This window comes from Carnobacterium sp. FSL E2-0243 (genome assembly GCF_038003605.1).
In the GTDB taxonomy this organism is placed as follows: Bacteria; Bacillota; Bacilli; order Lactobacillales; family Carnobacteriaceae; genus Carnobacterium; species Carnobacterium maltaromaticum.
In genome coordinates, this window is sequence record NZ_JBBOPM010000001.1 from 249,061 (window position 1) to 261,288 (window position 12,228).

General features: G+C 38.3%; 18 protein-coding genes. All 18 read left to right on the forward strand.

Annotated elements, in window-relative coordinates; genetic code table 11:
• The first annotated feature begins 28 nt into the window (after window positions 1-28).
• Window positions 29-499 carry a 30S ribosomal protein S7 gene (gene rpsG / locus MHI00_RS01080; RefSeq protein WP_010052039.1) on the forward strand — a complete coding sequence of 157 codons (471 nt, stop codon included), beginning with the start codon at window positions 29-31 and terminating at the stop codon, window positions 497-499.
• A 113-nt stretch (window positions 500-612) separates the two neighbouring features.
• Window positions 613-2,697, forward strand: a complete 2,085-nt coding sequence (fusA, locus tag MHI00_RS01085; protein WP_015077775.1) for an elongation factor G — start codon at window positions 613-615, stop codon at window positions 2,695-2,697.
• A 145-nt stretch (window positions 2,698-2,842) separates the two neighbouring features.
• Window positions 2,843-4,030, forward strand: coding sequence for an elongation factor Tu (gene tuf / locus MHI00_RS01090; protein ID WP_010052044.1), 1,188 nt, complete (start codon window positions 2,843-2,845; stop codon window positions 4,028-4,030).
• A 316-nt stretch (window positions 4,031-4,346) separates the two neighbouring features.
• The gene (locus tag MHI00_RS01095) at window positions 4,347-5,366 is read left to right on the forward strand and encodes a branched-chain amino acid aminotransferase (RefSeq protein WP_341110275.1); all 1,020 of its coding nucleotides are present in this window, start codon (window positions 4,347-4,349) and stop codon (window positions 5,364-5,366) included.
• Between the two features lie 419 nt (window positions 5,367-5,785).
• Window positions 5,786-6,094 (forward strand): 30S ribosomal protein S10, encoded by a 309-nt coding sequence (gene rpsJ / locus MHI00_RS01100; protein WP_010052046.1) that lies wholly within the window; start codon window positions 5,786-5,788, stop codon window positions 6,092-6,094.
• A 50-nt stretch (window positions 6,095-6,144) separates the two neighbouring features.
• The gene (gene rplC / locus MHI00_RS01105; RefSeq protein ID WP_010052047.1) at window positions 6,145-6,780 is read left to right on the forward strand and encodes a 50S ribosomal protein L3; all 636 of its coding nucleotides are present in this window, start codon (window positions 6,145-6,147) and stop codon (window positions 6,778-6,780) included.
• A 25-nt stretch (window positions 6,781-6,805) separates the two neighbouring features.
• Window positions 6,806-7,429 (forward strand): 50S ribosomal protein L4, encoded by a 624-nt coding sequence (gene rplD / locus MHI00_RS01110; RefSeq protein WP_010052048.1) that lies wholly within the window; start codon window positions 6,806-6,808, stop codon window positions 7,427-7,429.
• Window positions 7,429-7,713: a 50S ribosomal protein L23 gene (rplW, locus tag MHI00_RS01115; RefSeq protein ID WP_010052049.1), complete on the forward strand. Its 285-nt coding sequence runs from the start codon at window positions 7,429-7,431 to the stop codon at window positions 7,711-7,713. The genes rplD and rplW overlap by 1 nt, the downstream gene beginning before the upstream one ends.
• A gap of 37 nt (window positions 7,714-7,750) precedes the next feature.
• Window positions 7,751-8,584, forward strand: a complete 834-nt coding sequence (gene rplB, locus MHI00_RS01120; RefSeq protein WP_010052050.1) for a 50S ribosomal protein L2 — start codon at window positions 7,751-7,753, stop codon at window positions 8,582-8,584.
• A gap of 58 nt (window positions 8,585-8,642) precedes the next feature.
• On the forward strand, window positions 8,643-8,921 hold the full coding sequence (gene rpsS, locus MHI00_RS01125; RefSeq protein ID WP_010052056.1) for a 30S ribosomal protein S19: 279 nt from the start codon (window positions 8,643-8,645) through the stop codon (window positions 8,919-8,921).
• Window positions 8,922-8,944: 23 nt separating this feature from the next.
• A complete protein-coding gene (rplV, locus tag MHI00_RS01130; protein WP_010052058.1) occupies window positions 8,945-9,301 on the forward strand; it encodes a 50S ribosomal protein L22 in 357 nt (118 codons plus the stop codon).
• Window positions 9,302-9,304: 3 nt separating this feature from the next.
• Window positions 9,305-9,961 carry a 30S ribosomal protein S3 gene (gene rpsC, locus MHI00_RS01135; protein ID WP_010052059.1) on the forward strand — a complete coding sequence of 219 codons (657 nt, stop codon included), beginning with the start codon at window positions 9,305-9,307 and terminating at the stop codon, window positions 9,959-9,961.
• Between the two features lie 2 nt (window positions 9,962-9,963).
• Entirely contained in the window at window positions 9,964-10,398 is a 435-nt protein-coding gene (gene rplP / locus MHI00_RS01140) for a 50S ribosomal protein L16 (protein ID WP_010052060.1), read from the forward strand.
• Entirely contained in the window at window positions 10,388-10,582 is a 195-nt protein-coding gene (gene rpmC / locus MHI00_RS01145; protein ID WP_010052061.1) for a 50S ribosomal protein L29, read from the forward strand. The genes rplP and rpmC overlap by 11 nt, the downstream gene beginning before the upstream one ends.
• 31 nt (window positions 10,583-10,613) lie before the next feature.
• Window positions 10,614-10,880, forward strand: coding sequence for a 30S ribosomal protein S17 (rpsQ, locus tag MHI00_RS01150; RefSeq protein ID WP_010052065.1), 267 nt, complete (start codon window positions 10,614-10,616; stop codon window positions 10,878-10,880).
• Between the two features lie 54 nt (window positions 10,881-10,934).
• Window positions 10,935-11,303, forward strand: a complete 369-nt coding sequence (gene rplN / locus MHI00_RS01155; protein WP_010052067.1) for a 50S ribosomal protein L14 — start codon at window positions 10,935-10,937, stop codon at window positions 11,301-11,303.
• A 33-nt stretch (window positions 11,304-11,336) separates the two neighbouring features.
• The gene (gene rplX, locus MHI00_RS01160; protein WP_010052069.1) at window positions 11,337-11,648 is read left to right on the forward strand and encodes a 50S ribosomal protein L24; all 312 of its coding nucleotides are present in this window, start codon (window positions 11,337-11,339) and stop codon (window positions 11,646-11,648) included.
• 27 nt (window positions 11,649-11,675) lie between these two features.
• Window positions 11,676-12,215 carry a 50S ribosomal protein L5 gene (gene rplE, locus MHI00_RS01165; protein ID WP_010052070.1) on the forward strand — a complete coding sequence of 180 codons (540 nt, stop codon included), beginning with the start codon at window positions 11,676-11,678 and terminating at the stop codon, window positions 12,213-12,215.
• Window positions 12,216-12,228 lie beyond the last annotated feature (13 nt).

The following is a 12,228-nucleotide window of genomic DNA, read 5'->3' on the forward strand; positions in this document are numbered from 1 at the left end:
AATATACTCTTTGAAAGGAGGAATTTGGATGCCTCGTAAAGGTCCTATTACTAAACGTGATGTGTTACCTGATCCAATGTATAATTCAAAATTAGTTACTCGTTTAATCAACCGTTTAATGGTTGACGGAAAACGTGGAAAAGCTGCTACTATTCTTTATAATGCTTTTGATACTATTAAAGAACAATCTGGCAACGATCCTATGGAAGTATTTGAACAAGCTATGAAAAACATCATGCCTGTTCTTGAAGTTAAAGCTCGTCGTGTTGGGGGTTCTAACTACCAAGTTCCAGTTGAAGTTCGTGCAGAACGTCGTACTACTTTAGCATTACGTTGGTTAGTAAACTACTCTCGTCTACGTGGAGAAGATACTATGGAACAACGTCTTGCAAAAGAAATCATGGATGCTGCTAACAATACTGGTTCAGCTGTTAAAAAACGTGAAGATACTCATAAAATGGCAGAAGCGAACAAAGCGTTTGCTCACTACCGTTGGTAAAATTTTTTCTGTAGGAGAGTCTGGACTACTTTGTAGCTAGACTTTGACAGAAAAGGTATTTACTAAAAAGAATCTTCCTTCTTATTAAAATATAGAGAGGAGTTATTAATGCTATGGCAAATAGAGAATTTTCTCTAGAAAAAACTCGTAATATCGGTATTATGGCTCACGTTGATGCAGGTAAAACTACTACAACAGAGCGTATCTTATATTATACTGGTAAAATCCATAAAATTGGTGAAACGCATGAAGGTGCATCACAAATGGACTGGATGGAACAAGAGCAAGAACGTGGTATTACAATTACTTCTGCTGCAACAACAGCAGAATGGAAAAATTACCGTGTAAATATCATCGATACTCCTGGTCACGTGGATTTCACAATTGAAGTTCAACGTTCTCTACGCGTATTAGATGGTGCTGTAACAGTTCTTGACTCACAATCAGGAGTGGAGCCTCAAACTGAAACAGTTTGGCGTCAAGCGACTGACTATAGAGTTCCGCGTATCGTTTTCTGTAACAAGATGGATAAAATTGGAGCAGATTTCTTATACTCAGTAAATTCATTACACGAACGTCTACAAGCTAATGCACATCCAATTCAGTTACCAATTGGTGCTGAAGACGATTTCACTGGTATTATTGACTTAGTTAAAATGAAAGCTGAAATCTATACAAATGACTTAGGAACTGATATCCAAGAAACAGATATTCCTGAAGAGTATTTAGAAGCAGCTACTGAATGGCGCAAAAAATTAATCGAAGCAGTTGTTGAAACTGATGAAGAATTAATGATGAAATATCTTGATGGTGAAGAAATCACTGAAGAAGAATTAAAAGCGGGTATCCGCCAAGCAACAATTAATGTTGAATTCTTCCCAGTAATGGCAGGTTCAGCCTTTAAAAATAAAGGGGTTCAATTAATGCTTGATGCAGTTCTTGATTACCTACCATCACCACTTGATGTTGAAGCTATTAAAGGGATTGACGTTAAAACAGAGGAAGAAACTACTCGTCCTGCTGATGACTCAGCTCCATTTGCTTCATTAGCATTTAAAGTAATGACTGACCCGTTTGTTGGTCGTCTAACTTTCTTCCGTGTTTATTCTGGTGTTCTTGAAAGTGGTTCATATGTTTTGAACGCTTCTAAAAACAAAAAAGAACGTATCGGTCGTATTTTACAAATGCATGCAAACACACGTAAAGAAATTGAAAAAGTATTTTCAGGAGATATCGCTGCTGCAGTTGGTCTTAAAGACACAACTACTGGTGATACTTTATGTGCATTAGATTCAGCAGTAATTCTTGAATCTATTGAATTCCCAGAACCAGTTATCCAAGTCGCTGTTGAGCCTAAATCAAAAGCTGACCAAGATAAAATGGGTATTGCATTACAAAAACTTGCAGAAGAAGATCCTTCATTCCGCGTTGAAACAAACGCTGAAACTGGTGAAACTGTTATCTCTGGTATGGGTGAATTACATTTAGATGTATTAGTAGACCGTATGCGTCGTGAATTTAACGTTGATGCTAGCGTAGGTGCTCCTCAAGTATCTTATCGTGAAACATTCCGTGGTTCTACACAAGCAGAAGGTAAGTTCGTTCGTCAATCGGGTGGTAAAGGTCAATACGGTCACGTATGGATTGAATTCACACCGAATGAAGAAGGAGCAGGATTCGAATTTGAAAACGCAATTGTCGGAGGGGTTGTCCCTCGTGAATACATTCCTGCTGTTAAAGCTGGTTTGGAAGCTTCATTAGACAATGGGGTTCTTGCTGGATATCCATTAGTAGATATTAAAGCAAAACTTTACGATGGTTCATACCATGATGTCGATTCAAATGAGACTGCCTTTAAAGTTGCCGCATCAATGGCCTTGAAAGCAGCTGCTAAAAAAGCTAACCCTGTAATTCTTGAACCAATGATGAAAGTAATTGTTACAGTTCCTGAAGATTACCTAGGTGATATTATGGGACACATTACTGCTCGTCGTGGACGTGTTGAAGGTATGGAAGCTCATGGTAACTCACAAATCGTTAACGCGATTGTTCCTTTAGCTAACATGTTTGGATACGCAACAACTTTACGTTCGTCAACACAAGGACGCGGTACTTTCATGATGGTCTTTGATCACTATGAAGATTTACCAAAATCTATTCAAGAAGAAATCATCGCTAAAAATGGTGGAAATAACTAGGCTTTGCTTAGTCCGACATTCCTAACGGTTGATTTTAATTGAAACAACCTTTATAATTTCTTATAAATAGTGAAGAGGCTTCGGCCAATTTGCTATTTATATTAAAACAAAAAACTATTACTCAATATGAGGAGGAAATATTAAAATGGCAAAAGAAACTTTTGATCGCTCAAAACCCCACGTTAACATTGGTACTATCGGACACGTTGACCATGGTAAAACAACTTTAACAGCTGCAATCGCAACTGTATTATCTAAACATGGTGGCGGTTCTGCACAAAACTATGCAGATATCGATAACGCTCCAGAAGAAAAAGAACGTGGTATTACAATCAATACTTCACACATCGAATATGAAACTGACACTCGTCACTACGCACACGTAGATTGCCCAGGTCACGCGGATTACGTTAAAAACATGATCACTGGTGCTGCACAAATGGATGGCGCTATCTTAGTAGTATCTGCTGCAGATGGTCCAATGCCACAAACTCGTGAGCATATCTTACTTTCTCGTCAAGTTGGTGTTCCATACATCGTTGTCTTCTTAAACAAAGTAGACATGGTTGATGATGAAGAATTATTAGAATTAGTAGAAATGGAAGTTCGTGACTTATTAACAGAATACGATTTCCCAGGTGATGACACTCCAGTTATCGCTGGTTCAGCTCTTAAAGCCCTAGAAGGCGAAGCTGCATACGAAGAAAAAGTTTTAGAATTAATGGCTGCAGTTGATGAGTATATCCCTACTCCACAACGTGATACTGAAAAACCATTCATGATGCCAGTTGAGGATGTATTCTCAATCACTGGACGTGGAACTGTTGCAACAGGACGTGTTGAACGTGGTGAAGTACGTGTTGGTGAAGAAATCGAAATCGTTGGAATCAACGAAGCACCTACAAAAACAACTGTAACTGGTGTTGAAATGTTCCGTAAATTATTAGATTACGCACAAGCTGGAGATAACATTGGCGCATTACTACGTGGTGTAGCTCGTGAAGATATCGAACGTGGACAAGTACTTGCTAAACCAGGTACAATCACTCCACACACAAAGTTTAAAGCTGAAATCTATGTATTATCAAAAGAAGAGGGTGGACGTCACACTCCATTCTTCACAAACTACCGTCCACAGTTCTACTTCCGTACAACTGATGTAACTGGTGTTTGTGAGTTACCAGAAGGCGTTGAAATGGTAATGCCTGGCGATAACGTTACAATTGAAGTAACTCTTATCAACCCAATCGCTATCGAAGCAGGAACTAACTTCTCTATCCGTGAGGGTGGACGTACAGTTGGAGCCGGCGTTGTAGCTGAAATCCAAGCTTAATTTAACCTTTAAAAGAACAATCAAATAATCAGACATTAGTGAAGGTAACTAATGCGTGTCCAGACGAAAAAAATCGTATTCTCTTTTGAGAATACGATTTTTTATTTTATTGTTTGATTCTATTGGTAAAATGGCTATTTTTTTATGAAAAACTCATCATTTTTTCATAATGTGTGGTAAAATGGATAAAACCTTAGATATTCAAGGCGCATTTAATAGAAAAATTACAAACTTAGTTATCAAATTTACTTTTAATATAGATAGTGAATAAGATTGATTATGATTACTGACGATGTAAAAGAAAAGGGGCTTGATGATGAAAAAAGTAGATATCGATTGGGAAAATTTAGGATTTACTTACATTAAAACAGATTTACGTTACTTATCTTATTGGAAAAATGGTGCATGGGACGCAGGCGTGATGACAGAAGACAATCAAGTTCATATCAGTGAAGGTTCAACTGCATTGCATTATGGGCAGACGGCTTTTGAAGGATTAAAAGCCTATCGTTGTAAAGATGGCAGTATTAATCTATTTCGAGCAGATGAGAATGCCAAACGATTACAAGACAGCTGTCGCCGTTTGTTAATGCCAGAAGTTCCTACTGATGTCTTTATAAAAGCCTGTGTGGACGTAGTAAAGGCTAATGAGCATTTTATTCCTCCCTATGGAACAGGAGGAACACTTTATTTAAGACCTTATATTGTTGGTGTAGGAAACAACATTGGTGTGAACCCAGCTCCGGAATACTTATTCTCAGTATTTTGTATGCCTGTTGGAGCTTATTTTAAAGGTGGACTAACACCAACTAACTTTGTTGTTTCAGAATATGATCGAGCTGCTGGGCATGGGACTGGTGCTGCTAAAGTCGGCGGAAACTATGCTGCAAGTTTATTGCCAGGAGAAGAGGCGCATCAACGGCAGTTTAGTGACTGCATTTATTTAGATCCAATTACCCATACGAAGATTGAAGAAGTCGGCGCAGCAAACTTTTTTGGTATTACTGCTAATAATGAATTTGTTACTCCGTTATCTCCATCTATTTTGCCGAGCATTACTAAGTACTCTTTGTTACATTTAGCTGAAAAAAGATTGGGAATGATCCCTGTAGAGGGCGATGTTTATATAGATCAGTTAGAGCGGTTTGTCGAGGCTGGCGCTTGTGGAACAGCCGCGGTTATTTCGCCAATTGCTGGTATTCAATACGGAGAGGACTTCCATGTATTTTATAGTGAAACGGAAGTAGGTCCTGTTACACGTAGGTTATATGATGAATTATGTGGGATTCAATTTGGTGATAAAGAAGCCCCAGAAGGTTGGATTATCAAAATCTAATAAACAAGAAGTCTACTATATTATATAGTAGACTTCTTGTTTATTAGATAGACTGTAAAATAGCTAGTTAAAAAAATCTCTACTATAAATAAAGAAGAGTAGAGTGAAGGTTGTACGGGATAATTAAAACTTGGAAAAGATTTTTTGAGAGGCAATTGATTTTTGTAATCCTTTTCATTTTTTTCTTTAAGAAATGTTGATAAATCAACAGAAAAAGCTTGTAATTGTCTTTCTTTATTTGTATAATGATAAAGGTGCTGAATTTGGAGACGAATTTGCACTGGAGTTTTCGAAAGAATTCTCCGGCGAAGAAACGAGAGGTTGTGACACACCCGGCCGCTTTGTCACGGGCGTGTGTGACAGAGATTTTCGTGGAGCTATGTCTAATTTTCAAAAATAGGCGAGGAGGGAACATAAAAATGGCAAAACAAAAAATTCGTATCCGTTTAAAAGCGTATGAACATCGTATTTTAGATCAATCAGCGGATAAAATTGTAGAAACAGCAAAAAGAACTGGAGCTAGCGTGTCTGGACCAATTCCATTGCCAACAGAAAGAACACTCTACACTGTTATTCGTGCGACACATAAATACAAAGATTCACGCGAACAATTCGAAATGCGTACACACAAACGTTTAATCGATATCGTTAATCCAACACCAAAAACTGTTGATGCATTGATGAAACTTGATTTACCAAGTGGCGTAGACATCGAAATTAAACTGTAATACCGAAGCAATACCTAAACTAAAAAATAAAATTAAATGGAGGTGTACTCATGACCAAAGGAATCTTAGGAAAAAAAGTAGGAATGACACAAGTCTTTACTGAAAATGGTGAATTAATCCCAGTAACTGTAATCGAAGCTACTCCAAACGTTGTTTTACAACTTAAAACAATGGAAAATGATGGCTACGAAGCAGTACAACTAGGTTACCAAGATAAACGTGAAGTATTGTCTAACAAACCTGCGAAAGGTCATGTAGCAAAAGCAAATGCTACTCCTAAGCGCTTCATTCGTGAATTTAACGATGTAACGCTAGGAGAATACGAAGTAGGACAAGAAATTAAAGTTGATGTATTTGAAGCGGGAGACATCGTTGATGTCACAGGGACTTCTAAAGGTAAAGGTTTCCAAGGCGTAATTAAACGTCACGGACAATCTCGTGGACCAATGTCACATGGTTCTCGTTACCACCGTCGTCCTGGTTCAATGGGTCCAGTTGCTCCTAATAGAGTATTTAAACGTAAATTATTACCAGGCCGTATGGGTGGAGATCGTATTACGATTCAAAACCTTGAAATCGTCCGTATCGACGTAGAGAAAAACGTAATCTTAATTAAAGGTAACGTTCCTGGAGCTAAAAAATCATTAATCCAAATCAGAACTGCTCTTAAATCAGCAGCAAAATAATAGAAAAGAGAGGAGGAACTAAGGAATGGCAAATGTAGCATTATTTAAACAAGATGGTACTCAAAACGGCGAAGTTACTTTAAACGACGCAATTTTCGGTATCGAACCAAACGAAAACGTTGTGTTTGATGCAATCATTATGCAACGCGCTTCATTAAGACAAGGAAATCATTCGGTTAAAAACCGTAGTGCTGTCCGCGGTGGTGGACGTAAACCATGGCGTCAAAAAGGAACTGGTCGTGCTCGTCAAGGGTCAATCAGATCTCCACAATGGCGTGGCGGTGGAGTTGTCTTCGGACCAACACCACGTTCTTACAGCTACAAACTTCCTAAAAAAGTTCGTCGTTTAGCGATTAAATCTGTTCTCTCTACTAAAGTAGCAGAAAACAACTTGATTGTTGTAGACGCATTGAACTTTGATGCACCAAAAACAAAAGAATTTGCACAAGTGTTAAAAAATCTTAACGTTGACCAAAAAGTATTAGTAGTTGTTGAATCTGATAACGACTTTGCAACTTTATCAGCACGTAATCTTCCAGGAGTTAAAGTAGTAACTCATGATGGAATTACTGTTCTTGATGTTGTTTCTAACGTAAAAATGATTTTAACGCAAACTGCTCTTACTAAGGTAGAGGAGGCTCTTAAATAATGGATGCACGCGATATCATTAAGCGCCCAGTTATCACTGAAGCAACAATGTTGATTACAGATGATAAAAAGTACACTTTTGAAGTGGACGTACGCGCAAACAAAACACAAGTAAAACAAGCCGTTCAAGAAATTTTCGGCGTTAAAGTGAAAAACGTAAATATCATGAACGTACGTGGTAAATTAAAACGTATGGGTAAATACGCTGGATACACTAAAAAACGTCGTAAAGCAATTGTAACGTTAACAGCAGAATCTAAAGAAATCCAACTATTTGAAGCTTAATTAAAAGCTTAGAAATAAGTATCGGGAGGGAATAAACTTGGGAATTAGAAAGTATAAACCTACCACAAACGGACGTCGTAATATGACTGGTTCAGATTTCGCAGAAATCACTTCAACAACGCCTGAAAAGACTTTGTTAGAACCAACTAAAAAAACTGCGGGCCGTAACAATAATGGTAGAATTACTGTTCGTCACCACGGTGGTGGCCACAAGCGTCAATATCGTGTGATTGACTTTAAACGTAATAAAGACGATATCGCAGGTATCGTAAAAACAGTTGAATACGATCCAAATCGTTCAGCTAATATCGCTTTAATTCACTACACTGATGGAATTAAAACTTACATCATTGCACCAAAAGGAATTGAAGTAGGCCAACGTATTTTCTCTGGTAAAGAAGCAGATATCAAAGTCGGTAATGCTTTACCATTAGAAAATATTCCAGTTGGTACTGTTATTCACAATATTGAAATGAAACCTGGTAAAGGTGGACAATTAGTTCGTTCAGCTGGAACGAGTGCTCAAGTACTTGGTAAAGAAGGCAAATACGTATTAGTTCGCTTAAACTCTGGTGAAGTTCGTATGATCTTAGCTACTTGCCGTGCTACAATCGGTTCTGTAGGTAACGAACAACACGAATTAATCAATATTGGTAAAGCAGGTCGTTCACGTTGGATGGGTAAACGCCCAACAGTTCGTGGATCTGTAATGAACCCGAACGATCACCCACACGGTGGTGGTGAAGGTAAAGCTCCAATCGGACGTAAAGCACCAGTTAGTCCATGGGGTCAACCAGCTCTTGGTTACAAAACTCGTAACAAAAAAGCTAAATCTGATAAATTTATCGTACGTCGTCGTAAGACTAAATAAAAATCAAGTTAGCTGGCTGAAAGCCGGCTAACCCAAAAGGATAGAAGGAGGTTCAACCATGGGACGTAGTTTGAAAAAAGGACCTTTCGTCGATGAGCATTTAATGAAAAAAATGAATGCTTTAGCTGAAAGTGATAAAAAACACGTTGTTAAAACTTGGTCACGCCGTTCAACAATTTTTCCAAGCTTTGTTGGATACACTATTGCAGTATATGATGGACGTAAACACGTACCAGTATATGTGCAAGAAGATATGGTCGGACACAAATTAGGTGAATTTGCACCAACAAGAACTTACCGCGGTCATGCTGCGGATGATAAGAAAACTAAACGTTAAAATTTCGAGAGGAGGATTTACTCATGTCAGAACAAATTACAGCAGCTAAAGCAACTGCAAATACTGTTCGCATTTCAGCTCGGAAAGTTCGTTTAGTAATCGATCTTATCAGAGGAAAAAGCATCGGAGAAGCAATCTCAATTTTGAAATTCACTCCAAATGGTGCTTCTGTTCCTGTTGAGAAAGTACTAATGTCAGCAGTAGCGAATGCAGAACACAACTACGATTTAGACGTAGAAAACTTGGTAATAAGCGAAGCTTATGCTAATGAAGGACCAACTATGAAACGCTTCCGTCCTCGTGCAAAAGGTTCAGCTTCACCAATTATGAAACGCACAAGCCACATTACAGTCGTGGTATCAGAGAAAAAGGAGGGATAATCTGTGGGTCAAAAAATTAATCCAATAGGTTTGCGTGTAGGCATAATCCGTGATTGGGATGCTAAATGGTATGCTGAGAAAGAATATGCAAACTATCTACATGAAGATCTACGTATCCGTAGCTATATAGCTAAAAACCTTAGTGACGCTGCAGTTTCTACCGTTGAAATTGAACGTGCCGCTAACCGCGTAAATGTATCAGTTCATACTGCTAAACCAGGAATGGTTATCGGTAAAGGTGGATCTGAAGTTGAATCATTACGTAAAAACTTAAACGAATTAACAGGTAAACGAGTTCACATCAACATCGTTGAAATCAAAAAACCTGATTTAGATGCAAAATTAGTTGGCGAAGGAATCGCTCGTCAATTAGAAAATCGTGTGGCTTTCCGTCGCGCACAAAAACAAGCAATTCAACGTACGATGCGTTCTGGCGCTAAAGGGATCAAAACTCAAGTTTCTGGTCGCTTAAATGGTGCAGATATCGCTCGTAGCGAAGGCTATTCTGAAGGAACTGTTCCTCTTCACACATTGCGTGCCGATATCGACTACGCATGGGAAGAAGCAGACACTACTTACGGTAAACTAGGCGTTAAAGTTTGGATCTACCGTGGAGAAGTACTTCCTACAAAAAAGAACGCTGAGAAAGGAGGGAAATAATCATGTTAGTACCTAAACGTGTGAAATACCGTCGCGAATTTAGAGGTAAAATGCGTGGTGAAGCAAAAGGTGGGAAAGAAGTAACCTTTGGTGAGTGGGGCTTACAAGCTGTTGACTCGCACTGGATTACTAACCGTCAGATCGAAGCTGCCCGTATTGCAATGACACGTTATATGAAACGTGGTGGGAAAGTATGGATTAAAATCTTCCCTCATAAATCATATACCGCAAAAGCAATCGGAGTCCGTATGGGTTCAGGTAAAGGAGCTCCAGAAGGATGGGTAGCACCAGTAAAACGTGGTAAAATCATGTTTGAAATTGCTGGCGTATCTGAAGAAGTGGCACGCGAAGCATTACGCTTGGCATCTCACAAATTACCAGTTAAAACTAAGATTGTAAAACGTACAGAAAATGGTGGTGAATCGAATGAAAGCTAATGAACTTAACGCGTTATCCACTGCTGAAATGGTTGAAAAAGAAAAAGAATACAAAGAAGAGTTATTCAATCTACGATTCCAATTGGCAACTGGTCAATTAGAAAATACTTCTCGCTTGAGTGAAGTTCGCAAATCGATTGCACGTATTAAAACTGCGTTACGTCAAAGTGAATTACAAAAATAGTTGACTAGTAAGTAAAGGAGGCCAATAAAGCATGAGTGAAGAACGTAATCAACGTAAAGTCTATCAAGGTCGCGTTGTTTCTGACAAAATGGATAAAACCATTGTAGTTGAAATTGCAACTTACAAGAAACACGGCATTTATGGCAAACGTGTAAAATACTCTAAAAAGTTTAAAGCACATGATGAAAACAATGTTGCAAAAACTGGAGATGTTGTAAAAATTATGGAAACTCGTCCATTATCAGCTACAAAACGTTTCCGTTTAGTAGAAGTTGTTGAAGAAGCAGTAATTGTTTAATCAAACAATTTTAATGATAAATGTGAGTTCTAATTCCGAAAGGAGGATACTGAAGTGATCCAACAAGAGAGTCGTTTAAAAGTTGCTGATAATTCAGGAGCTCGTGAAGTACTAACTATTAAAGTGTTAGGCGGATCAGGCCGTAAAACTGCTAATATTGGTGACGTTATCGTGTGTACTGTTAAACATGCAACACCAGGTGGCGTTGTCAAAAAAGGTGAAGTAGTGAAAGCTGTAATCGTTCGTACTAAAACCGGAGCTCGTCGTACAGACGGTTCATATATTAAATTTGATGAAAATGCTTGTGTTATCATCCGTGATGACAAGAGCCCACGTGGAACACGTATCTTTGGACCTGTTGCTCGCGAATTACGTGACAGCAATTTCATGAAAATCGTTTCCCTAGCTCCAGAAGTTCTTTAATATAACCATCCATGAAGGAGGTGCAAGAAAAACATGATCGTAAAAACTGGTGACAAAGTTAAAGTTATTACTGGTAAAGACAAAGGTAAAGAAGGCGTAATTTTAAAAGCTTTCCCTAAAAAAGATCGCGTGATCGTTGAAGGAATGAACATGATGAAAAAACATCAAAAACCTAGTTCAATGAATCCACAAGGTGGCATTCTTGAAACAGAGGCTCCTATTCACGTGTCAAACGTAATGCTAATTGACTCTAAGACTGGCGAACCAACTCGTGTTGGCTTTAAAGTTGAAGATGGCAAAAAAGTACGTGTTTCTAAAAAAACCGGTGAAGTTTTAGATAAATAATAATATAAGGAAGGAGGTACTAACTTCATGAACCGCCTTAAAGAAAAATATGTAAAAGAAATTACACCATCTATGATGGAAAAATTTAGCTATAAATCAATCATGCAAACTCCACAAGTTGACAAAATTGTCATCAATATGGGTGTTGGTGATGCTGTTTCAAATGCTAAAAACTTAGACAAAGCTGTTGACGAATTAACTGTAATCTCTGGTCAAAAACCAATGATTACTAAAGCTAAAAACTCAATCGCTGGTTTCCGTCTACGTGAAGGTATGCCAATCGGTACTAAAGTTACCCTACGTGGCGAAAGAATGTATGAATTCTTAGATAAATTGGTTTCAGTTTCATTACCTCGTGTACGTGACTTCCACGGAGTTTCTAAAAAAGCTTTCGATGGACGTGGTAACTACACGCTAGGTATTAAAGAACAATTAATCTTCCCTGAAGTTGACTACGATACAGTAGACAAAGTACGCGGAATGGACATTGTTATTGTAACAACTGCGAAAACCGATGAAGAATCACGCGAACTCTTAACACAACTTGGAATGCCGTTCCAAAAATAATAAAAGGAGGCGA

Excerpts from the sequence above, each read along its gene's own strand:
- rpsG (WP_010052039.1), top strand. The coding sequence starts at position 29 with ATGCCTCGTAAAGGTCCTATTACTAAACGTGATGTGTTACCTGATCCA.
- fusA (WP_015077775.1), top strand. The coding sequence starts at position 613 with ATGGCAAATAGAGAATTTTCTCTAGAAAAAACTCGTAATATCGGTATT.
- tuf (WP_010052044.1), top strand. The coding sequence starts at position 2,843 with ATGGCAAAAGAAACTTTTGATCGCTCAAAACCCCACGTTAACATTGGT.
- MHI00_RS01095 (WP_341110275.1), top strand. The coding sequence starts at position 4,347 with ATGAAAAAAGTAGATATCGATTGGGAAAATTTAGGATTTACTTACATT.
- rpsJ (WP_010052046.1), top strand. The coding sequence starts at position 5,786 with ATGGCAAAACAAAAAATTCGTATCCGTTTAAAAGCGTATGAACATCGT.
- rplC (WP_010052047.1), top strand. The coding sequence starts at position 6,145 with ATGACCAAAGGAATCTTAGGAAAAAAAGTAGGAATGACACAAGTCTTT.
- rplD (WP_010052048.1), top strand. The coding sequence starts at position 6,806 with ATGGCAAATGTAGCATTATTTAAACAAGATGGTACTCAAAACGGCGAA.
- rplW (WP_010052049.1), top strand. The coding sequence starts at position 7,429 with ATGGATGCACGCGATATCATTAAGCGCCCAGTTATCACTGAAGCAACA.
- rpsS (WP_010052056.1), top strand. The coding sequence starts at position 8,643 with ATGGGACGTAGTTTGAAAAAAGGACCTTTCGTCGATGAGCATTTAATG.
- rplV (WP_010052058.1), top strand. The coding sequence starts at position 8,945 with ATGTCAGAACAAATTACAGCAGCTAAAGCAACTGCAAATACTGTTCGC.
- rplP (WP_010052060.1), top strand. The coding sequence starts at position 9,964 with ATGTTAGTACCTAAACGTGTGAAATACCGTCGCGAATTTAGAGGTAAA.
- rpmC (WP_010052061.1), top strand. The coding sequence starts at position 10,388 with ATGAAAGCTAATGAACTTAACGCGTTATCCACTGCTGAAATGGTTGAA.
- rpsQ (WP_010052065.1), top strand. The coding sequence starts at position 10,614 with ATGAGTGAAGAACGTAATCAACGTAAAGTCTATCAAGGTCGCGTTGTT.
- rplX (WP_010052069.1), top strand. The coding sequence starts at position 11,337 with ATGATCGTAAAAACTGGTGACAAAGTTAAAGTTATTACTGGTAAAGAC.
- rplE (WP_010052070.1), top strand. The coding sequence starts at position 11,676 with ATGAACCGCCTTAAAGAAAAATATGTAAAAGAAATTACACCATCTATG.